Origin of the sequence: Proteus sp. fly-1013 (assembly GCF_040140245.1) — a bacterium.
GTDB classification, from domain to species: domain Bacteria; phylum Pseudomonadota; class Gammaproteobacteria; order Enterobacterales; family Enterobacteriaceae; genus Proteus; species Proteus mirabilis_B.
The window spans coordinates 462,513-484,734 of the sequence record NZ_JBEEWD010000001.1 but is presented as its reverse complement, the minus strand read 5'-3'; the positions used below and the strand labels follow the sequence as shown (position 1 = coordinate 484,734).

General features: G+C 38.6%; 21 protein-coding genes. 6 read left to right on the top strand and 15 right to left on the bottom strand.

Translation table 11 applies throughout. From position 1 onward, the window contains the following. Positions 1 to 2: 2 nt before the first annotated feature. From mltG to yceD, 10 genes are all read right to left on the bottom strand, one after another. On the bottom strand, positions 3 to 1,025 hold the full coding sequence (gene mltG, locus ABN236_RS02275) for an endolytic transglycosylase MltG (RefSeq protein WP_349473289.1): 1,023 nt from the start codon (positions 1,023 to 1,025) through the stop codon (positions 3 to 5). A 17-nt stretch (positions 1,026 to 1,042) separates the two neighbouring features. Beyond that, positions 1,043 to 1,870, bottom strand: a complete 828-nt coding sequence (pabC, locus tag ABN236_RS02270; RefSeq protein ID WP_349473288.1) for an aminodeoxychorismate lyase — start codon at positions 1,868 to 1,870, stop codon at positions 1,043 to 1,045. Positions 1,871 to 2,003: 133 nt separating this feature from the next. Further along, positions 2,004 to 3,245 (bottom strand): beta-ketoacyl-ACP synthase II, encoded by a 1,242-nt coding sequence (gene fabF / locus ABN236_RS02265; protein WP_088493189.1) that lies wholly within the window; start codon positions 3,243 to 3,245, stop codon positions 2,004 to 2,006. A gap of 74 nt (positions 3,246 to 3,319) precedes the next feature. Next, entirely contained in the window at positions 3,320 to 3,556 is a 237-nt protein-coding gene (gene acpP, locus ABN236_RS02260; RefSeq protein ID WP_004247087.1) for an acyl carrier protein, read from the bottom strand. Between the two features lie 157 nt (positions 3,557 to 3,713). Then, positions 3,714 to 4,448, bottom strand: coding sequence for a 3-oxoacyl-ACP reductase FabG (gene fabG, locus ABN236_RS02255; RefSeq protein ID WP_088493190.1), 735 nt, complete (start codon positions 4,446 to 4,448; stop codon positions 3,714 to 3,716). An 8-nt stretch (positions 4,449 to 4,456) separates the two neighbouring features. Then, positions 4,457 to 5,389, bottom strand: coding sequence for an ACP S-malonyltransferase (fabD, locus tag ABN236_RS02250; protein WP_088493191.1), 933 nt, complete (start codon positions 5,387 to 5,389; stop codon positions 4,457 to 4,459). A gap of 19 nt (positions 5,390 to 5,408) precedes the next feature. After that, entirely contained in the window at positions 5,409 to 6,362 is a 954-nt protein-coding gene (locus tag ABN236_RS02245) for a beta-ketoacyl-ACP synthase III (RefSeq protein WP_349473287.1), read from the bottom strand. Between the two features lie 4 nt (positions 6,363 to 6,366). Beyond that, positions 6,367 to 7,404 carry a phosphate acyltransferase PlsX gene (gene plsX / locus ABN236_RS02240; protein WP_088493193.1) on the bottom strand — a complete coding sequence of 346 codons (1,038 nt, stop codon included), beginning with the start codon at positions 7,402 to 7,404 and terminating at the stop codon, positions 6,367 to 6,369. Between the two features lie 24 nt (positions 7,405 to 7,428). Further along, on the bottom strand, positions 7,429 to 7,599 hold the full coding sequence (gene rpmF / locus ABN236_RS02235) for a 50S ribosomal protein L32 (protein ID WP_006537252.1): 171 nt from the start codon (positions 7,597 to 7,599) through the stop codon (positions 7,429 to 7,431). Positions 7,600 to 7,604: 5 nt separating this feature from the next. Beyond that, positions 7,605 to 8,138 (bottom strand): 23S rRNA accumulation protein YceD, encoded by a 534-nt coding sequence (gene yceD, locus ABN236_RS02230; protein ID WP_036937758.1) that lies wholly within the window; start codon positions 8,136 to 8,138, stop codon positions 7,605 to 7,607. 141 nt (positions 8,139 to 8,279) lie between these two features. Between yceD and ABN236_RS02225 the strand changes: the two genes are divergently transcribed. Together ABN236_RS02225 and ABN236_RS02220 are read left to right on the top strand one after the other, a co-directional pair. Beyond that, positions 8,280 to 8,879, top strand: a complete 600-nt coding sequence (locus tag ABN236_RS02225; RefSeq protein WP_088493194.1) for a Maf family protein — start codon at positions 8,280 to 8,282, stop codon at positions 8,877 to 8,879. 46 nt (positions 8,880 to 8,925) lie between these two features. Then, positions 8,926 to 9,327, top strand: coding sequence for a hypothetical protein (locus ABN236_RS02220; protein WP_349473286.1), 402 nt, complete (start codon positions 8,926 to 8,928; stop codon positions 9,325 to 9,327). A 104-nt stretch (positions 9,328 to 9,431) separates the two neighbouring features. Here ABN236_RS02220 and rluC read toward each other — a convergent pair whose 3' ends face one another. Continuing rightward, positions 9,432 to 10,385 (bottom strand): 23S rRNA pseudouridine(955/2504/2580) synthase RluC, encoded by a 954-nt coding sequence (gene rluC / locus ABN236_RS02215; protein WP_349473285.1) that lies wholly within the window; start codon positions 10,383 to 10,385, stop codon positions 9,432 to 9,434. A gap of 531 nt (positions 10,386 to 10,916) precedes the next feature. Between rluC and rne the strand changes: the two genes are divergently transcribed. Further along, the gene (rne, locus tag ABN236_RS02210) at positions 10,917 to 14,354 is read left to right on the top strand and encodes a ribonuclease E (protein WP_349473284.1); all 3,438 of its coding nucleotides are present in this window, start codon (positions 10,917 to 10,919) and stop codon (positions 14,352 to 14,354) included. A gap of 178 nt (positions 14,355 to 14,532) precedes the next feature. On the opposite strand, the gene tmaR is transcribed toward rne, so the two are convergent. After that, complete coding sequence (gene tmaR / locus ABN236_RS02205; protein WP_036937771.1) at positions 14,533 to 14,871, bottom strand: PTS system regulator TmaR; 339 nt, start codon at positions 14,869 to 14,871, stop codon at positions 14,533 to 14,535. A gap of 256 nt (positions 14,872 to 15,127) precedes the next feature. After that, positions 15,128 to 16,390, bottom strand: coding sequence for an MFS transporter (locus tag ABN236_RS02200; RefSeq protein ID WP_349473283.1), 1,263 nt, complete (start codon positions 16,388 to 16,390; stop codon positions 15,128 to 15,130). 255 nt (positions 16,391 to 16,645) lie between these two features. Here ABN236_RS02200 and fosA12 point away from each other — a divergent pair, with 255 nt between their 5' ends. From fosA12 to sbcB, 3 genes are all read left to right on the top strand, one after another. Then, complete coding sequence (gene fosA12, locus ABN236_RS02195; protein WP_088493199.1) at positions 16,646 to 17,059, top strand: fosfomycin resistance glutathione transferase FosA12; 414 nt, start codon at positions 16,646 to 16,648, stop codon at positions 17,057 to 17,059. Between the two features lie 33 nt (positions 17,060 to 17,092). Next, a complete protein-coding gene (locus tag ABN236_RS02190) occupies positions 17,093 to 17,683 on the top strand; it encodes a LysE family translocator (protein ID WP_349473282.1) in 591 nt (196 codons plus the stop codon). A gap of 133 nt (positions 17,684 to 17,816) precedes the next feature. Further along, a complete protein-coding gene (gene sbcB, locus ABN236_RS02185) occupies positions 17,817 to 19,247 on the top strand; it encodes an exodeoxyribonuclease I (protein WP_088493201.1) in 1,431 nt (476 codons plus the stop codon). Positions 19,248 to 19,314: 67 nt separating this feature from the next. On the opposite strand, the gene dld is transcribed toward sbcB, so the two are convergent. Both dld and ABN236_RS02175 read right to left on the bottom strand, forming a co-directional pair. Further along, complete coding sequence (dld, locus tag ABN236_RS02180; protein WP_349473281.1) at positions 19,315 to 21,075, bottom strand: D-lactate dehydrogenase; 1,761 nt, start codon at positions 21,073 to 21,075, stop codon at positions 19,315 to 19,317. A 231-nt stretch (positions 21,076 to 21,306) separates the two neighbouring features. Continuing rightward, a complete protein-coding gene (locus ABN236_RS02175; RefSeq protein ID WP_349473280.1) occupies positions 21,307 to 22,194 on the bottom strand; it encodes a LysR family transcriptional regulator in 888 nt (295 codons plus the stop codon). Positions 22,195 to 22,222 lie beyond the last annotated feature (28 nt).

Sequence of the window (22,222 nt, the reverse complement as noted above, 5' to 3'; positions counted from 1 at the left end):
AATTATCTTTGTTGTAAGCGTCGATATTGTGCGACGGCTTTATTATGTTCATTGAGTGTGGTTGAAAATTTATGACCACCTGTTCCATCTGCAACAAAATAGAGATAACGGGTATCCGCTGGATGTGCAGCAGCTCTAATTGAAGCCACACCCGGCATAGCTATTGGTGTTGGTGGTAAGCCATCAATTTGATACGTGTTATAAGGTGTGTAACCATTTAAATCACTACGATAAATCGTGCCTCTATATTTATCACCTAAACCATAGATGACCGTTGGGTCAGTCTGTAATCGCATATTAGTTTTTAATCGATTAACAAAAACAGACGCAACTTTTGTTCTTTCAGCATCAATACCCGTCTCTTTTTCAATAATTGATGCCATGATAAGCATTTCATAAGCCGATTTATACGGTAAATCACTATCGCGTTTAATCCACTCTTCTTCTAATGTTTTTTCCATTTGCTGGTAGGCACGTTTTAAAATTGCGACATCTGTCGTACCCGCTGTGTAATGGTATGTATCTGGTGCAAACCAACCTTCTAGATTAGAAATTTCAGGTTTTATGCCTATTTCTTGACGTAACTTATCGCTATCCATTGTGTGTGCAACAGCAGCAAGTTGAGGCGCTTGCTCAAAAATAGCTTGCCAATCCTTTAAGCGACTTCCTTCAATAAAACGGATAGAGAATTGAGCTTCTTTACCACTTTTGATAAGTAGTAAAACATCCTGCAATGTCATCCCTTTTGTTAAACGATAAGTACCTGCTTTAAATTGGCTTAATTCTGGTTTAGTTTTTAATAAAACCTGAAAATAATCCCCTTCATTAAGCAAATTATTTTTTATTAAGAGTTGCTCCATGGCAACACGCCCTGTTCCTGCTGGCACAGTCAGTAGCATTTCATCTTGTTTTACAACAATATTTTCTTCTAGACCTCGAATATGTTGCATCATATACAATGCAACTGCGCCAAGGCTAATCAGTAAGGCAAAAAAAACTATCCATACTATTTTTTTTATCTTCATTTATAACTCATTAAATTCTATTTAAGTGACAAACTGTGTTGTAAAACAACATGATAATAATCTCTACTAGGATATTGATAGCACTTATCATCTGAAAAAGTGATTTGTGAAACGGGGATCACTGGCATCAACGCATTTGTTAACCATATTTCATCAGCCTGATAAAGTGTTTCGGGCTTTTCTCTCACAATATCAATTTCCCAATGATTTTTTTGAGCTAATTGAACAATGGATTGACGCATAATGCCATTTACCCCTGAATTAGTCAGATTTGGCGTAAAAAACCTATTTCCTTTACGCCAAAAAAGATTCGCCGCATTAGCTTCAACTAAATATCCTTCATTATCACACACTAAAACATCATCAAATTCTGTTTTTTCTAAATGGTATTTGATAAGGACTTGTTCTAGACGATTAAGATGTTTGATGCCAGCCAACAGAGGGTTTTGTCCTAAGGTAACTGGACTGATACCAAGCGATACACCTTCGCTTTGCTGGTGAAGATAATGGGTAGGATAAGATGATAGTGACATTATTACCGTCGGCGTTAGAAATCCATTGGGGGAATATCCTCGTCCACCATAACCACGACTAATAATAATCTTAATAACACTTTTTGTTTGAGCCAGAGAAGCGACATCAATGATCTGCTTTTTAAGTTCAGACCAATTAGGATGCGGTAAAAAAAGCGCGTTACAACCTTGTTTTAAGCGATTTATGTGTGCAGATAATAAAATGGGATCACCCTGATCAACAGCAAGTGTTGTGAAACAGCCATCCCCAAACTGTACTGCTCGATCACTGGCATCTACATTTTGTTGCTGTTGTCCATTTACCCAATACATCTAACACACCTTACATCTATGTTATTGATATCAATCTGCACATGATAAAACAACTAGCAGTAAAAGGACAAAATAAAAGACCCAGAATAATCCTGGGCCTTTAGGTATTTTTCAACTTTCTACAAAAAACGGCTTATACGCGTTTAAAGAGAATTGAACCATTAGTACCACCAAAGCCGAATGAGTTACACAGAGCATATTCCATGTTCTCAACTTTACGTGCTTTATGTGGAACAAAATCAAGATGACAATTTTCGTCTTGATTATCTAGGTTAATTGTTGGAGGTACGATTTGATCACGCAGTGAAAGGATAGTAAAGATAGACTCAATTGCACCCGCAGCACCTAATAAGTGACCTGTCATAGATTTTGTTGAGCTAACTAATACATCAGTGCCTTTACCAAATACGTTTTCTACCGCTTGTGCTTCAGCAACGTCGCCTGCATTTGTTGATGTGCCGTGTGCGTTGATATAACCCACGTCTGATGAGGCAATACCTGCATCTTTCAGTGCATTTGTCATCGCCAGCGCACCGCCTTCGCCATTTTCTGCTGGTGAAGTCATGTGGTAAGCATCGCTGCTCATACCAAAACCAACCACTTCAGCATAAATTTTAGCGCCACGGTTTTTAGCGTGTTCGTATTCTTCAAGAACAAGAACACCTGCACCATCGCCTAATACAAAACCATCACGCTCTTTATCCCATGGACGGCTAGCCGCTTGAGGATTATCGTTACGTGTTGATAATGCACGAACAGCACCAAAGCCACCCAAACCTAATGGTGTGGTTGCTTTTTCGGCACCGCCTGCCAGCATTGCATCTGCATCACCATAAGCGATAATACGTGCAGCATGTCCAATATTATGAACACCTGAAGTACACGCTGTTGCGATAGAGATTGTAGGGCCACGAAGACCATACATAATGCTTAAATGCCCTGCAACCATGTTAATGATGGTTGAAGGTACAAAGAATGGGCTAATTTTACGAGGGCCACCATTCATCATAGATGTATGGTTTTCTTCGATAAGGCCTAAGCCACCAATACCAGAACCAATAGCAGCTCCGATACGACTTGCATTGGCTTCTGTTACTTCAAGACCTGAATCCGCAATGGCCTGCACACCTGCTGCAATACCATATTGAATGAAAAGATCCATCTTACGCGCGTCTTTACGCGAAAGATTATAATCTTCGTGATTGAAATCTTTTACCAATCCAGCGAATTTAGTCGCATGATGACTGGTGTCAAAATCTTCGATAAGGCCGATACCACTCTGTCCGGCACACACCGCTTCCCAAGAAGCTTCTGCGTTATTACCGACAGGAGATAACATGCCTAGTCCGGTCACAACTACACGACGCTTAGACACGCTTATCCTCCAAGGAGGGAAAAAGTTTAGGATTAAAAATATAGGCGGTCGAGTGACCGCCTAGATTAGCAAGCTTATTTGCCTGCGTTTTCAACGTAATCAATAGCAGCTTGAACTGTAGTAATTTTTTCTGCTTCTTCGTCTGGGATTTCGATATCGAATTCTTCTTCCAGAGCCATTACCAGCTCAACTGTGTCAAGAGAATCAGCGCCTAAGTCATCAACAAATGAAGCTGAATTTACAACTTCTTCCTCTTTAACACCCAGTTGTTCAACAATGATTTTCTTAACGCGTTCGTCGATAGTGCTCATACTATTAAATTTCCTATCAAAACTCGCTTGCGCGATGATTTTCTTAGTTTATAAATACAGGAAAAGATCTAACCAATCCCGACTGTGTGGACTACTTTATTCGCTATATTTTGCATTATATTGTACGCAAAAAGCAAATATAAAGACGTCCCCATAATTAGATCATGTACATGCCACCATTGACATGCAATGTTTCACCCGTGATATAGCTTGCTTCATCAGAAGCTAAGAAAGCTACAGCACTGGCAATCTCTTTGGCATCACCTAAACGGTTAGCAGGAACTTGAGATAAAATACCTGCTCTTTGGTCATCTGTTAATGCTCTAGTCATATCAGTTTCGATAAAGCCAGGAGCAACAACATTCACCGTAATGCCACGGGAAGCAACTTCGCGTGCTAATGATTTACTAAAACCAATCACACCCGCTTTTGCCGCCGCGTAGTTTGCCTGTCCTGCGTTACCCATGGTTCCAACAACAGAACCAATGGTAATTATACGACCATGACGTTTTTTCATCATAGCACGCATAACTGCTTTAGACAGACGGAAGACTGATGAAAGATTAGTGTCAATGATATCTTGCCACTCATCATCTTTCATGCGCATCAACAGGTTATCACGAGTAATACCTGCATTATTGACCAAAATATCAATTTCGCCAAATTCAGCACGCACATCTGCTAAAAATTTTTCGATAGAGTCGTTTTCTGTGACGTTTAACACAAAACCCTTACCCTTACCGTCTAAATATTCGCTGATAGCTTGCGCACCGTTTTCACTCGTTGCTGTACCAATTACTGTCGCACCGCGTGCAACTAAATCTTCTGCAATCGCACGGCCAATACCACGGCTTGCACCAGTAACTAGCGCTATTTTTCCGTCAAATCCCATGAGATCCCTCAGTCATTTCCTAATGCAACATCTAATGACGCAATATCATTAACTGCTGCAGCGTTCATTTCTTTAGAAATACGTTTTGTTAAGCCAGTTAATACTTTTCCTGGCCCGATTTCTAATAGTTGTGTGATGCCTTTTTCAGCAATAAGTTCAACCGTTTCAGTCCAGCGAACTGGATTATAAAGCTGGCGAACTAACGCATCACGGATTGCATTTGCATCAGTTTGCGCTATCACATCAACGTTATTAACGACCTGAATTTCAGGTTGTTTAAATTCAATTTCTTGTAATGCAACCGCAAGCTTATCAGCAGCCGGTTTCATTAAAGCACAGTGAGAAGGCACACTTACCGCTAATGGTAAAGCACGTTTAGCACCTGCTTCTTTACATAGCACACCAGCACGTTCTACGGCTTCTTTGTTACCCGCAATAACAACTTGGCCTGGTGAGTTAAAGTTCACAGGCGAGACAACTTGTCCTTGTGCTGCTTCTTCACAGGCTTTTGCAATAGCATCATTATCTAAACCGATAATCGCATACATTGCACCAGTACCCGCAGGTACGGCTTCTTGCATCAGTTTGCCGCGTAATTCTACTAGTTTAATTGCAGCAGCGAAATCAATAACACCTGCACACACTAAAGCAGAATACTCGCCAAGACTGTGACCTGCCATCATTTGTGGCATTTTGCCTTGTTTTTCTTGCCATACACGCCAGATAGCAACAGAAGCTGCTAATAATGCTGGCTGTGTTTTCCAGGTTTTGTTTAGCTCTTCTTCTGGGCCATTTTGAACTAAGTCCCAAAGAGAATAACCCAATACATCAGATGCTTGAGCAAATGTTTCAGTCACGATTGGATATTGCTCTGCAAGTTCTGCAAGCATTCCAACAGCTTGTGATCCCTGTCCGGGAAAAACCATTGCAAAATCAGTCATGTTTATTTTCCTGATAATATTAAAAACGGATAAGTGCAGAACCCCAAGTAAAACCGCCACCAAACGCTTCGAGTAAGATTAACTGACCACATTGAATGCGATTATCTCTTACAGCCTCATCTAATGCTGTTGGGACTGATGCTGCTGACGTATTGCCATGGCGATCTAATGTCACCACTACTTTATCCATTGTCATATCCAGCTTTTTCGCTGTCGCTGAAATAATTCTTAAATTTGCCTGATGAGGCACAAGCCAGTCCAGTTCAGATTTATCAATTTTGTTAGCTTCAAGTGTCTCATCCACAATGTGGGCAAGTTCACGAACTGCGACTTTAAATACTTCATTTCCTGCCATAGTAACGTAAGCAGGTAAATCGTCATTTTCTCTACTCTGATAAGGTAATGCTAATAGATCACCAAAACGTCCATCAGAATGTAAATGGGTAGAGATAATGCCTTCTTCTTCTGATGCACCAACAACCACAGCACCTGCTGCATCACCAAATAGAATAATCGTGCCACGATCTTCAGGATCTAAAGCGTGAGATAATCTGTCAGCACCAATAACCAGTGCTTTTTTAACAGAACCTGCTTTAATAAATTGATCCGCAATACTTAATGCATAAACAAAACCTGAACATGCAGCCGCAACATCAAAAGCAATACAATCATTAATACCTAATGCATTTTGAATTTGGCAAGCCGCGCTTGGAAATGCGTGTGAGCCAGATGTAGTTGCAACAATAATCAATCCAATGTCTTGCTTATCAATACCTGACATCTCTAATGCTTTTTCGCCAGCACCCGCACCCATCACGGCAACAGTTTCTTCTTCTGCTGCAATTCGACGTTCATGAATACCCGTTCTGGTAACAATCCACTCGTCAGATGTTTCAACCATTTCTTCTAAATCGGCATTAGTTCGCACTTGTACAGGCAAGTAACTACCAGTACCTAAGATTTTTGTATACATTCTATCAATCGCTCTTGGGTAATACTGTTGTCAGTCGTGAAGCAATTCGCTCTGGAATTTTTCGCTCAACGGCATGAACAGCCTGTTCTATTGCTGCTGTAAACGCGCTTTCATTTGCGCCACCATGGCTTTTAATGACGATACCGCGTAATCCTAACAGAGAAGCACCGTTATACTGGTCGGGGTTCATATGTCCAAAACGCTTAATTAGCCGTTTTTGTAACCACTTCTTCAATATTTTCATCCACCACGACGTTTTTTTATTTTCGGTAGTAGAAGATTTAATCAATGAAAGGAAAACTCTGATAACCCCTTCCATCGTTTTAAGGGAGACATTACCTGCGAAGCCGTCACACACCAAAACATCAGTTTTGCCTGTCAGTAATTCATTACCTTCAACATAACCAATATAATTAATATTCGGTGTCGATTTTAATACCGTAGCAGCTTCGCGGATATTATCTAATCCTTTACTCTCTTCTTCACCAATATTTAAAAGCGCCACTTTCGGTGAATCAATCTCTGCTATCTCTTCGGCCATAACTGCGCCCATTACCGCAAACTGTACCAGCATTTTGCTATCACAATTAACGTTAGCGCCTAAATCCAGAACAACCGTCTTACCTTTTTTCTGATTAGGTAATACTGAAACCAGTGCAGGACGTTCAATTCCATCAATAGCATTAAGTCGAAGTTTTGCTAATCCCATCAATACGCCAGTATTTCCTGCACTTACACAAGCCTGTGCTTCCCCTGTTTTCACGAGATCAAGTGCCACTCGCATTGATGTGCCTTTACTTGCTCTAATAGCTTGTGAAGGTTTGGCATCATTGGCGACAATATGTTCTGCGGGTATAACTTGTAAACGGGAGATTAGCTCAGCATTTTGATTTGCAAGCAGAGGAGAGATAGAGTCTGGTTGACCTACCAGCAATATTTTTAAATGAGGATTAGATGCCAGCGCCCGCAAACAAGCAGGCACTGTGATGCGAGGACCGAAGTCCCCGCCCATCGCATCTAACGCTATGGTTAGATTTGTCAAGGTATCAACGAGCTATAAAGCTAATTACTTGTTGATAACCTTGCGGCCACGGTAGTAACCGTCAGCAGTTACATGGTGACGCAGGTGAGTCTCACCAGAAGTTTTGTCAACAGAAACTTGTGTTACTGTCAGTGCGTCATGAGAGCGACGCATACCGCGTTTAGAACGAGTTGGTTTGTTTTGTTGTACGGCCATTGACCTTACTCCTTAGTACTTTTCTTTAAACTGGCTAATACGGCAAATGGGTTTGGTTTCTCTGATAATTCTTCAGGGAGTTCACCAAACACCATATCCGCGTCGGACACTTCACAGTGTTCAAAATCATGTACCGGAACTACCGGCAAGTTGAGGATTATTTCATCTTCAATCATTGCCAGCAAATCTATTTCACCAAATTCGTTTACATCGACTGGTTCATATTCTTCCGGTAATGCCTCGGCCCGTTCATCACTGACAACAGGGCTAAAACAATATGTTGCGTGAACATGATACGGAAAATGGCCACCACAACGCTGACATTCTAAAGTTACATCCACATCGGAATGTCCTTTAATCACGGCAAGACGTTGATGGTCAATATCAAATGATAAAGCCACATCAATATTACTGTCCACACTGACCACCGATTCAGCTAAGCGGCTTACTTGCTCTGGAGAATAATGACCGTCATAGTCTAAATTCTTTTGAGCTGCTCGCAGCGCATCAATGGTCAGGGGTAATTTTACCTTTTGCATAAGGCGCGCATATTATCTTTGTAATGGAATATAGTCAAAGAAAAAGGCGGGTTATCTACACCTTTCCACCAAAATTCGCTTTATCAGCGGCGCATAGTTTAGAATGTCAGGCATCATTTTGCTACGGATTTTAAAAAAAATATGTTGCCACTCGTTCTTGCGTCTACTTCACCCTTTCGAGCTCAGTTGCTGAAAAAGCTTGGAATGCCTTTTATACAGGCATCTCCAGAGATTGACGAAACCCCGATGCCCACAGAGTGTGCTCAAGATCTTGTCAGTCGCTTATCCTATGAAAAAGCCAGCGCTTTACAAGTAAAATTTCCACATCATCTTATAATTGGTTCTGATCAAGTTTGTGTGCTTAATAAAAAGATCACAGGGAAACCCCATAATTTTGATAATGCCTTCGCACAATTAAAACAAGCTTCAGGGCAATGTATCTCGTTCTACACCGGATTAACTGTATATAATAGCCTAACTTTAGAACATCAAACGCATTGTGAATTATTTCAAGTTTACTTTCGTCATTTAACTGATGAAGAAATTATCAGTTATTTAAATAAAGAAATGCCTTTCAATTGCGCCGGAAGTTTTAAATCTGAGGGACTAGGTATTACTCTATTTGATAAACTTGTTGGTGATGATCCAAATTCTTTAATTGGTTTACCACTTATCCGATTGAATAAAATGTTACTCTCGCAAAGAATAAACCCATTATTTTTCTCTGATGATCAAAAATAAATCTGATCATCTTATTTTTTAATCTTATGTAGCGATAAAGCGTATTATGAATAAATTAGCATCAGTCTTAACAGCTTTAGTGGTGGCAACAGCATTAGTGGGTTGTTCTGATGAAAAAGAGACTGAAATTTCAACAACGAAAACAACTACCACTGCAAATACTCTCCAAGACAGTGTAATTTCAGACAAAAAAGAGGACAACACATCCTTATTTAAAAAGAACTTTGTCAGTAGTTGCATATTAGGTTCTGGTATTACTGATGATGCGCTAATCCCTCAAATTGCTGAAGTGTGTGAATGCACTTACGACAATATTATTAAAAATTACGGAATAACAGAATTTATCCGTGTAGATATGGAAATGCGCAAAAACGGCTCAAAATCACTGCCTAAAGAGTGGGATATTGATAAAATTGTTGAGCAATGCATGACAAAAGTGGAAGGTTAATCCTATTTTCTATTCACTTTCTTTGTGATTTAAGAAAAACAATACGCCCAGCTAACTGGGCGCATTGGATATTCGGATTTTCTGTTGAAATAAAAATTTCAGACTTAAGATTTTTGACTACGTAATACTTGTAAACAATGGCGTAACTGATTATCCATTGGTGCTTCAATTCGCATTTGTTCACCCGTTGAAGGATGAGTAAATGTCAAAGAACTTGCATGTAAAAATAGGCGCTTAAGTTTTGTTCCTACCAATTGTGCATCAAAGTCACGATCACCATAGCGATCATCAAATGCAATAGGATGACCTGCATGTAATGTATGCACACGAATTTGGTGTGTTCTTCCTGTCACAGGGCTTGCTTTCACAAGTGTGGCAAATTCAAAACGCTCTTCAACCTTAAAACGAGTCTCTGAAGGTTTTCCCTCATTACTCACTTTAACCACACGTTCACCACTTTGAAGAATATTTTTCAATAACGGAGCCTGAACAACTTTAGTATGAGATTGCCACTGACCACGCACTAAGGCTAAATAATCTTTTTGCATCTGTTTTAAGCGCAATTGCTCATGCAACGCACGCAACGCTGAACGTTTCTTTGCAATTAATAAAACACCCGATGTATCTCTATCAAGACGATGTACAAGCTCTAAAAAACGTGCTTCTGGACGCAAAGCGCGTAAACCTTCAATTACACCAAAGCTTAACCCACTTCCCCCATGCACTGCGGTTCCTGAGGGTTTATTGATGAGCATTAAGTGGTCATCTTCATATAAAATACAATCTGCCAATACCGAGACTTTATCAAGTTTTGGTGATACAGCGATCTCTTCTTTTTCCGATACCCGCACAGGAGGAATACGAATGCTGTCGCCCGCATTGATTTTGTATTCAGGTTTAATTCGCCCTTTGTTAACTCGAACTTCTCCTTTTCGGATAATTCGGTAAATCATACTTTTTGGTACACCTTTCAAGCGTGCCAGTAAAAAATTATCGATACGCTGGCCTGCTTCATCGCCATCAATGGTGACGAACTGAACTTGATTAAATGATTTCATAGTGGCGATTCTTTGGCTCTCTTAAAATAAAAATTACAAACAACTTTATGGTGCACAAAATAACATCAATTCTGTCGTCTATTTTAACCTGAATAATGGGAAAAAGACGAAACATTAGCTAATCTCTCATATTTATACAGAAAAAGTCACCAAAGCAGAAAAGTCATCTTGCTATAACCCTAACACCAATGGAATAATGCAGACTCTCCTGATTATGTTTATCAGGTATATTTATGAAAATTTTGTTTGTTTGATTTTCAAAATGCAGCAATGGCGTAAGACATAGTCGAAAATCAAACAATTTAGTATGCCACAAATACATCGCTTATTGAGTTGAAACATTGTGTTCAATTAAAGAGTGCTGAATTTTTGAACTAAAAATCAGACTCACCGACATATTGCACCTCTATACAATCGACAACCGTGAGGTTGACGCATTTGTAAAAGACACGAGGTCATCGGTTATCAATAGTGTAATTACGTATGTTAGTGGCACATTATAAAACGTGAAAATAACGAGTAAGTCACAATATGAAAAGAATGTTAATTAACGCAACTCAGCAGGAAGAGTTGCGTGTTGCCCTTGTCGATGGGCAACGTTTGTACGATCTGGATATCGAAAGCCCCGGTCATGAACAGAAAAAAGCGAATATCTATAAAGGTAAAATCACTCGAATTGAACCCAGCTTAGAAGCCGCTTTTGTTGATTATGGTGCGGAACGCCACGGTTTCCTTCCTATCAAAGAAATAGCCCGCGAATACTTTCCTAGTAATTATCACTCCCATGGTCGTCCTAACATCAAAGATGTCTTAAAAGAAGGCCAGGAAGTTATTGTTCAAGTTGATAAAGAAGAGCGTGGTAATAAAGGTGCAGCGTTAACCACTTTTATCAGCCTTGCCGGAAGTTATTTGGTATTAATGCCAAATAATCCTCGTGCAGGTGGTATTTCTCGCCGTATTGAAGGTGAAGATCGTACTGAACTTAAAGAAGCTTTATCAAGCCTAGAAATCCCAGATGGCATGGGTCTGATTGTACGTACAGCCGGTGTTGGTAAATCTGCTGAAGCACTGCAACAAGACTTAAGTTATCGTCTAAGACACTGGGATGCTATTAAGAAAGCGGCAGAGAATCGCCCTGCACCCTTCTTAATCCATCAGGAAAGTAACGTAATCGTTCGCGCATTCCGCGACTACTTACGTCCTGATATTGGTGAAATCTTAATTGATAATGCAAAAGTCGTTGAAATGGCGCGTAGCCATATTGAAGCGATTGGCCGTGGTGATTTTGCTAGCAAAATTCGCCATTACACTGGCGCCGTTCCTCTATTTAGCCATTACCAGATTGAATCACAGATTGAATCTGCGTTTCAGCGTGAAGTTCGCCTTCCTTCTGGTGGCGCTTTAGTTATTGATACAACTGAAGCATTAACAGCGATTGATATCAACTCCTCACGCTCAACCCGCGGTGGTGATATCGAAGAAACTGCATTTAATACTAACTTAGAAGCGGCTGACGAAATTGCACGCCAATTACGTTTACGCGACTTGGGTGGTTTAATTGTTATCGACTTTATCGACATGACGCCTGTGCGCCATCAACGTGAAGTTGAAAACAGAATGCGTGAAGCTGTTCGTCAAGATCGTGCTCGCATTCAAATTGGACGCATCTCTCGCTTTGGTTTATTAGAGATGTCTCGCCAACGTTTAAGCCCTTCATTAGGTGAATCTAGCCATCACGTTTGCCCGCGTTGCTTAGGCACCGGTACTATTCGTGACAATGAATCACTGTCACTTTCAGTGTTACGTCTTATCGAAGAAGAAGCACTTAAAGAAAATACCCATGAAGTGCATGCGATTGTCCCTGTTCAAATCGCCTCTTATTTGCTTAACGAAAAACGTAAAGCGGTGACTGACATTGAATTACGTCAATCTAATGTCAAAGTGGTTATTGTTCCTAATGACCAAATGCAAACCCCTCATTTCTCTGTTATTCGTGTACGTAAAGGCGAAGAGATCACCTCTCTGAGCTACAACTTAGCGCAATTCCATGAAAACCAGTTAAATGAAGCTGAAGACGATGTTGTTACAGAGCGTAAAGCGCCTGAACAACCTGCTATTTCAGCCTTTGGGTTACAAGAAGAACCTGTTGCTGAAACAGTAAAAAACAAAAAGGCACCTCAACCTCAAGCTAAACCTGCTACAACAGAACAAGCTCAAGGTACCGGTTTCTTTGCTTCTATTGCAAAATTCTTCTCTAACTTATTTGGTAGTGAACCAGAGCCTGCGGTAGCACAAGAAAAACCACAGGAAAACAAGAAAGAGAATAACGACAACCGTCGTGATCGTCGCAATAACAATAATCGACGTAACAATAATAATCGTCGTGAGCGCGATAATGATCGTAATCGTGATAACGCGAATAGCGAAGACAATCGCAAGAATCGCAATCAAAAACCACAAACGACTCCAACAACTGAAGTTAGTAGTGAACAAGAGATTGCAGAACGCGAAGCCCGTCGCCAACAGCGTCGTGAACAACGTGCTGAACAACGTCGTCGTCAAGAAGAAAAACGTCAACAGCAACAAGAAGCGGCTAAAGCTCAAGCAGCTCTTTCTGAAAATGATGCTGTTGCAAAAGATAGTGCTGATGAGAAGAAAGAAGAACCTCGTCGCCCTGCTATGCAACGCCGTAATCGTCGTCAATTAACACAATCTGTACGTGTGACAGACAATGATAATGCATTAGCCGTTGTACCTGTTGCAGCCGAAAAAGCGGTTTCTGAACCACCTGTTGCAACTACACAAACTAAAGTTGCACCAACTGAAAAACCAGCACCTAAAGCAGTTGCTGTTGCGAAAGTTGAAGCAAATGAAGCACAAGTTGTAAAAGCATTACCTGATGCAACTAAATCACAAGATGACAATAAAAATGAAGATAATAACGGGCAAGATAATGTTATGCCTCGTCGTTCTCGTCGTTCACCTCGTCATTTACGTGTAAGTGGTCAACGTCGCCGTCGTTATCGTGATGAGCGCACATTAACAGTATCACCAATGCCTCTGGCAATGGCGGTTGCTTCTCCTGAGCTGGCTTCTGGTAAAGTCTTCATTCGCTACCCAATCACACCGGTAAGTGATGCACCATTTATTGAGAATAATGATGAAAACAACAATGATGTTTCTGTTGGAAACCACATTATTACTCATAAAGATCCGCAAATGGTAGCTATTGCACCGGCGGTTTCAGAAGCTATTGTTGCTGATATTGCACAGACAGAAACCACTGAATCAACTTATTCTGTCACAGTCAGTACTGAATCAACCACAGAAGCTGTCGCTGAAATTGTTGCAGTAGAGCCACAAACTGTGCCTGTTGAAGCTGACGTTATCAGTGATGTAATCAATGAAGTGAATACAGAAGAGCATGTTACTCGTAAAGAGAATATTTCAGCGGTATTGAATACCACTGAAGCTTACATGCATGAAACTTCACAACAAACTGAAACAAATATCGCGCCAGAAGAAGTTGCACAAGATACGGTTGTAGCAGTAGAAAGTGAAACGTCAACACTTGAACCTCAACCTGTTGAAGCAGTAGTTGCAACTGAAGAAACTGTTGAACAACACAAAGAAGTTGTTGTTGAAACTGTTGCAGCCCCTGTCGTTGAAGCTGTCGTTGAAAGTCAGCCAGCAGAAAGCGCAACCCCTGTTGTGGAAGTTGAAGCAGTAACAGAGAGCAAACCAACTGAAGTCGTTATTCGTCAAGAGCCTGTTGTAGTTGCACGCCAACTACATGCAAGTTCACCAATGACAAAAGCGCCAGCCGCTAATGAAGCGCCAGTGGCAATTGAAATCAAAGCATGGGAAGCACGCCCTGCTTTTGATAAGAAAGGCCGCTCAGGTGCCGGTGGACATTGTTCTACTAACCACGCTTCTTCAGAAATGACGAAAGCTGAAAGCCAAAACTGATAATCAGGTGTTATTAAGAATATCTTGATAATACTTCTAAATTGAGAACCCACTTTTTAGTGGGTTCTTTTTTTGGTAACTGCTAACAAATTAACTTCGTATTTATAAAGCCAAAAATAAGATAAAAAAAAGCCCCTGAATATTCAATTCAGAGGCATTTAATTTCTTAGCGAAACAATCAGTCTTTTAGATCAGGCAGGTTTTTAATTTCACCCATCGCTTTTAACTGCTTAGATAATTCACGGCGCTCTTTAGACAGATCGGCATTTTTAATAATGTAATCGTCAACACGATCGTCATAGTCACTACGCATATTAGCAATAATGCCCAGTACATCTTCAATCGACATACCTGGCTTAATATATTCACTTAAGTTGTCTAACAAAAGAACACGTTTTTGGTTATCACGGATCTTTTTCTCATTGTCAGTGATCTCACGACGGATTTTGTTCTTACGACGATACATACGCACAAACTCCAGTACGTTTTGGAAAGACGGCTTGTTTGCGTTATCCATTTCCTACACCTTTACAATTGATATTTAAGATAAATAGTTCTGTTTAAGATTATCGCTTAATCGTGTCAATAAACAAGCAAAGTTTACAAATTTAATTGATTTTGCTTAATTAACAATTAATTAGGATGATATGCATTAATAAATATAGTCAACATTCTTTACCCCGTAAATGTTCACTTAATTAATGATAAAAAAATGGCTACACATTTTCACTGGTAGCCAAAATCGACACTACAAAAGATAAATTAATGAGCGATTAAATAGGTTGTGCTTTGTTTTGATCTTCATGTTGTAGACCATCAAGTGGTAATAATGCTTTCGCATCTGAACGTAAAAATATAGCAGAAAGAAGTGTTGTTCCTATCACCATACATCCCATCACCATATAGGTTGGTGCAAAACCATAATGATCATAACCATAACCAGCTAATGGAGATAATAATGTTGCAACAATAGAACTCACACATTGGAAACCGACTAAATAAAGTGTTGAAGATAAACGTTTATCAAAGTGTTGACTGTTATATTTAAAAATTGAAATCAATAAAATCGGTAACTCAACAGCATGTAATAACTTCATACAAGAGATCAAAACAGGTCCTTCAACTAATCCTGAGCCAATAATACGTGCAGCCATAACACTGCTTGCTAGTAATAAACCATTTTTAGCACCTATTCTATTTACAAGGAAAGGTGCGATAAACATACCACCAGCTTCTAAGAATACCTGCAATGAATTCAGATATCCGTACATCTCATTCCCCTGCTGTAAGGTCGCAAATTGTGATGAGAAAAAGACTGGAAACTGTTGGTCATAAACGCCATAAATACAGGTGCCAATAACAAATAGAATAAGTGCCCAAAAACGAGGTAATGAAAGTAAATTCAGTGCGTCTTTGAGGGTAATCGCTGATGTTTTTCCATGCTCTAATTGATTAAATGCATCTGATTTATCGGTTTTTAATAGTGCTAAAAGAATTAAGAACACAACACCAGAAATAGAAGCCATCACAAAATTGTAATTAGGATCGATATTTATATTGTGTCCAGCAATAAATGTTGCTGATGCCCAACCTAACGATCCCCACATTCTCGCCCTACCGTATTCAAAGCCACGAATACGACTAACACGCTCTGTATATGACTCTAATACGCCAATACCCGCATTAAATGTCATACCAACATATAAGCCCCCTAAAATGGAGCCAACAAAAATATTCCAACGTAGTATTGATGCGAAACCTAGAAAAAATGGCCCAGAAAGAATAAGTAATACTGCGATCACTAATAACAAATTCTTTCTTAACCCTAATTTATCTTGAATAAAGCCATATAAAGGTTGAGCACATAACGCAATCAGAGAAATTGCAGAGAATATTAATCCAGTATCAGTCGCTTTTAATCCTACATACTGATTTAACCAAATAGAAACTAATGAAAATGATGAAGACCAGGTAAAAAAGAAGAAAAATAACAGCGCACTTAAGATCGCATAGTATTTTTTTGAGTCTTTATTCATTGGTTAAGCGCCTTATTAAAGTCATTCCACCCTTAAATGTTAACGTTAACTTTTAAGTTAACAAACAATTTTATCGCTTTAATGTGACATAAAGCACATAAGTTAACGTTAACAATTTGAGTTATGTGTTCTAGATCTACTTTTATCTTTTATTACCATGATTCACAGTAAAAAGCACAAATAGGTATCATATAATCCATTTCAGTTAGTTTCCTTTGCTAAAATAGCTGTATCTTTCATCATTCACTTAAAGCCATGCTAACTGATTTAAACCACCTAACACTCGCAGTCAATAATGTGAATAAAAGCTTTGCCTTTTATACTGAGATATTAGGTTTTAAGCCTTTTGCTTTATGGGATAACGGCGCTTATCTACAACTGGGCGGATTATGGTTATGTTTATCTCACGATAAACGCCATATTACTGAAGACAGTGATTACACCCATTATGCTTTCAGTTTATCTGCAAATAATTTTGAAACCTTTAAACAACATCTTCTGTCTTATGGCATTACTGCATGGAAAGAAAATAAAAGTGAAGGTGATTCATTCTATTTTTACGATCCTGACCATCATAAGCTTGAAGTCCATGTGGGTGATTTAAAAAGTCGCTTAAAAGCTTGTCGTCAACATCCCTACTCTGGTATGCAATTTTTCGACGAAGATTAAAAGAGTATAAGGACTAATAGCTAAGATAATACTATGGATATACTGGATTTTATTATTACCTTACTGCCTATCATTATCTCGCCGGGTGCAAGTTTTACAATTGCTTTAGATAACACCCTGACCTATGGTGTAAAAGGGTTATTAATCACGATTGTAGGCACCGCATTAGGCATTATTACTCACGGGATTTTGGTAGGATTGGGAATAACCAAACTCTTAGTTTCGTCCCCTTCTGCTTTTATGGTGTTAACCATCCTTGGTAACTTGTATCTAATTTATCTTGGAATTTCACTGATATACTCAGGATTAAAAGCGACTAAAAACACCTCTATTATTCATCAAAAAGCCTCTATTAAAACCGCTTATATTGCTAATGTGCTTAACCCTAAAGCAATTATGTTATATCTCGTGGTTGTTTCCAGCTATGCAGGAGCAACTCCGACATTAGGTAATTATCTAGCCTTATCTTCTATCCATATTTTAATGATGAGCATCTGGTTGATTGCTTGCTGTAGTTTTATTTTATTGTCATCACAAAAAATCAATATTGTTACCATGAAAAAAGTAATCAATATTAGTGGCGGTACACTCCTACTTATCCTTACTGCAACACCCTATATTTAAACACTACATAAGTGTGCTTTGATCTGACATTTCACGTTTACCGCGTTATGGTTTACCATAGTCTTAATTAAACCCAATACAACCCATTGAGTAATGATTTAAAAAATCATCAATAAATTTACGGTAGGAAACCTTGTCTAATTCAGCGAAAACGCCCACATTTTACATCCATGACTACGAAACCTTTGGCACTAACCCAGCCTTAGATCGCCCAGCTCAATTTGCAGGTATAAGAACCGACATGGATTTCAATATTATTGAAGATCCTCTCGTTATTTATTGCAAACCTAATGACGATTATCTACCTCATCCAGAAGCCGTGATGATCACCGGAATAACACCACAAATTGCGGCAAAAAATGGGGTAATTGAAGCTGAATTTACTCGTCAAATTCATCAAGCTTTTAGCCAGCCTAATAGCTGTATTATGGGTTATAACAACCTTCGTTTTGATGATGAAGTCACTCGCAATATCCTTTATCGTAATTTTTATGATCCTTATGCTTATAGCTGGCAAAAAGGAAATTCGCGTTGGGATTTACTTGATGTTTTACGTGCCTGTTATGCATTGCGTCCTGAAGGTATTGTTTGGCCTGAAAATGAAGACGGTTTTCCAAGTTTCCGTTTAGAGTTATTAACCAAAGCCAACGGTATTTCTCATGAAAATGCCCATGATGCGATGTCTGATGTTTATGCCACCATTGCGATGGCAAAAAAATTAAAACAAGCTCAACCACGTATGTTTGATTATTTCTTTAATTTACGTGATAAACGCAAAGTGCAGGCGCTAATTGATATTCCAGCAATGACACCGATTGTGCATGTTTCAGGTATGTTTGGTGCCTCGCGTTCTAATTTAAGCCTTGTTGCCCCATTAGCGTGGCATCCTGATAATCGTAATGCGGTTATTGTTTGTGACTTAGCCGCAGATATATCTCCCCTATTAACTCTCGATTCAGATCAATTACGTGAGCGTTTATATACACCACGTAGTGAATTGTCAGTTGATGAGCCACCAGTTCCAATTAAATTACTGCATATTAATAAATGCCCAATTGTGGCACCGCAAAATACATTAAGACAGCAAGATGCAGATAGAATTGGTTTAGATGTTGATATTTGTTTAAAAAATCAAGCGATCTTATTTTCTCATCCTGAAATACGTAATAAAGTCGTGGAAATATTTGCTCAGCAAACACCTTTTGCTGTATCCGATAATGTTGATTCACAAATTTATAATGGTTTCTTCAGTGAAAATGATCGTAGTGCGATGGAGATCATTCGCTCAACACAACCACAGAATTTACCCGCTTTAGATTTAACGTTTGAAGATGCGAGAATGGAACCTCTGTTTTTCCGTTATCGTGCAAGAAATTACCCTTCAACGCTTAATTATGATGAACAACAACGTTGGTTGGCGCATAGAAAAGAGATGTTAACGCCAGAAAAACTAACCGAATATATTAATACTATTCAGTTATTAGCTGAAGAACATGCTGATAACGAGGAAAAATTAAAACAGCTACAAGAGCTTTATTTATATGCTCAAGAGATTGCGAGTTAATTAATAAGATAAAAGGCAGGTTTTATCCTGCCTTTCTTTTTAATTTAATAAGCGTGATATAAAACTATTATTCTTTATTCTCTGCATTCACATCATTATGAGTACGTCCACAACCACACTCTTCACCCCAATATTTTAATTTTGAGGTTTTACCAATACCCGGGTTCATACTATTGGTTGGATCGTTATGTTTATAGAATGCTTTTAACTGAGGCTTAGCATAATACATATGACCCACGTTATGCTCTGCGGGATATTCTGCTCCACGTTGATCTAATAACGCCAGCATTTCTGCTTTTAGTGCCTTAGCATCAACACCTTTTTTAATAATGTAATCTTGGTGCATAACGTGACACATAAAATGCCCACAATAGAGTTTATAAAGTAATTTACTCTCTATTTCAGGTGGTAATTTTTCAAACCAATCTTTGTCATTACGACGCAATGCAATATCTAATGGCAACACATCTTCTACGTCATTAACATGAACAGCATGATAACGAACAGCAGCACCTGCGGCGGCAAAACGATGCAAGAAAGCTTTATTTCCTTCTTCTTCAGTACATTCAAAATAATCGCCTGATGCTGTTTTAAAGTATTCTTTTAAATAAGTGGCCGCTTCTTCAATGCCACCATCTGCCATTCTTAACATAAGATGATGTTCATATTTGTCACGAAAATCTGTCATACGCTCTGGTAAATGAGCAGGCCATAGTTTGCTCATAAATTGCATGGTTCTATCTACCATGTTTTTAGGTAAAAAAGGCACTTTATTTAATACCGCATCTACTCGCCCTTTTACGGCAAATAATATTGGCATTTTATCTGTGCCTAATTTATCAATCACCAAAAACGTATCTTTTCCATACACTTCAGCCATTTTATAGTAGCTTCTGTGCATATATTCCCCAGCAACAGGTAGCTTTTTAAAATGGCTTAAAATATGACGACGAATATCTTCGAGTTCGTCCGGATTATTAGTACCAATATAAAAAACCTGAGTGCGATGATCTGCTGGGAAAGTATCTAATCTCACGGCAAATACAGATAATTTTCCTGCGCTTCCAGCGGCTTCATATAAACGGCGTTCGTCATTATTAAAACGAGATGGTGTATTAGCATCAACATCACGTATACGCTCATGATATTCATGGTCAGAAGCTAATTTTTCTGTCGTTTGTATCTGTTTTTCATGATAATGACGATTATCTAAATTAGTTAATATTTCTTCTGGCGTTTCGCCTAAATCAATACCTAAATGGTTAACTAATTCAGCTTCACCCTTTTCATTAACACGAGCATAAAGTGATAATTCGGTATAAGCAGGTCCACGACGAACTAAAGCACCACCTGAGTTATTACAAATTCCCCCTATTACCGATGCACCAATACAAGATGATCCAATAACAGAATGAGGCTCACGACCTAATGGCTTTAATACTTTTTCTAAATGCCATAACGTACTGCCAGGAAAAGCGATAACTTGATTATGCTCTGAGAGAACCTGTATTTTATCTTGACGTAATGTACTAATAATCACGATATCTCTATCATAATCATCACCATTAGGTGTCGAGCCTTCTGTTAATCCAGTATTCGCCGCTTGCATAATAATAATTTTATCGGCTTCAACACAGGTTTTAAAAACTCGCCATTGTTCTAATAAATTAGCGGGAAAGACAACGGCTAATGCCTTACCTTGTCCTGAACGAAAACCTTTACGATAACGTTCTGTTTTATGTGCTTGTGTTAGTACCTGCTTTTTACCAACAATACCTTCAAGTTTACGAATAAAATGTTGATTTACAGAACTATTACTCTCATTCATTTTCCCTATCCTATTCCTGTCATGTCTGATTAATCTTTTATTTGCCCATTTTTATTATTACTCATAAGACTATGTGCAAAATATAAACTTATCATTTATGTAACTACTTTTATACAGCTATCCGCATTTCTTAAAAAATAACATTTATTTATTTTTAATCATTTTATTATTTAAAGATAATTTCGATATTTATTTCTCAAATAGAATATAAATAAGCCTCATTTTAATATTTTATTCTATTATTAGCTTTTCTCTTGCTAGTTGTTCCCACGCTTGGCAACTGCGACTTTTATAGCTATTTTTATTATTTGCTAGTGCTATTTGATATGACAACGTAGGCTCTACCACAGGAACAACAACTAAATCATCAATGGGATTTTTATTGCACATGCTGTTAGGTAGAAGCGTTACTCCTACACCTGCTTTTACCATTGCAATAATTAAATCTAAATGGTTACTACGCCCCGCAATAATAGGTGTTGTATTGTAAATACCACATGCACTATAAATTAAATCATTGATACGAAAATCTTCAGAAAAGAAAATAAAAGGCTCATTAATCAACTCGTTAAAATGAACTTCTTTTTTTATAGCCAAAGGATGGGATGGCGACATTAATAGCATTAAACTTTCTTCTGAAAAAGGTGTTAATTCAAAAGTATCTTCATTAAAAGGCAATACGACCGCGGCCGTTTCAACTCTTCCTTCTCTCATGGCATCTGCCATTTGCTTAGTGCCTAGTTCAAATATTTTTAGTTCAACTTGAGGATGAAGAGAGCTGAATGCCATAATAATATCAGCAAAATAAGTCGAGGCTATAACTGGAGGTAATCCAACATTTAATACCCCTGTTAATGGTCCAGACTTATCTTGTAATGCTTTATTCATATTATTAAATTGTGCAAGTATCTGTTTTGCATGTTCAAACAGTATTGCACCATCATCCGTTAGCCTGACACCATCAACTTCTCTCACTAATAAAATAACACCTAACTCATCTTCTAATTTTTTAATACTACGACTAATCGCAGGTTGAGTGATAAATAGCGCATCAGCAGCTCGACTAAAACCATTTAATTGAACAACCTCAACAAAATAGCGCAATGTGCGAATATCCATTAGTAACGCTTACCTTATTACATTTAGT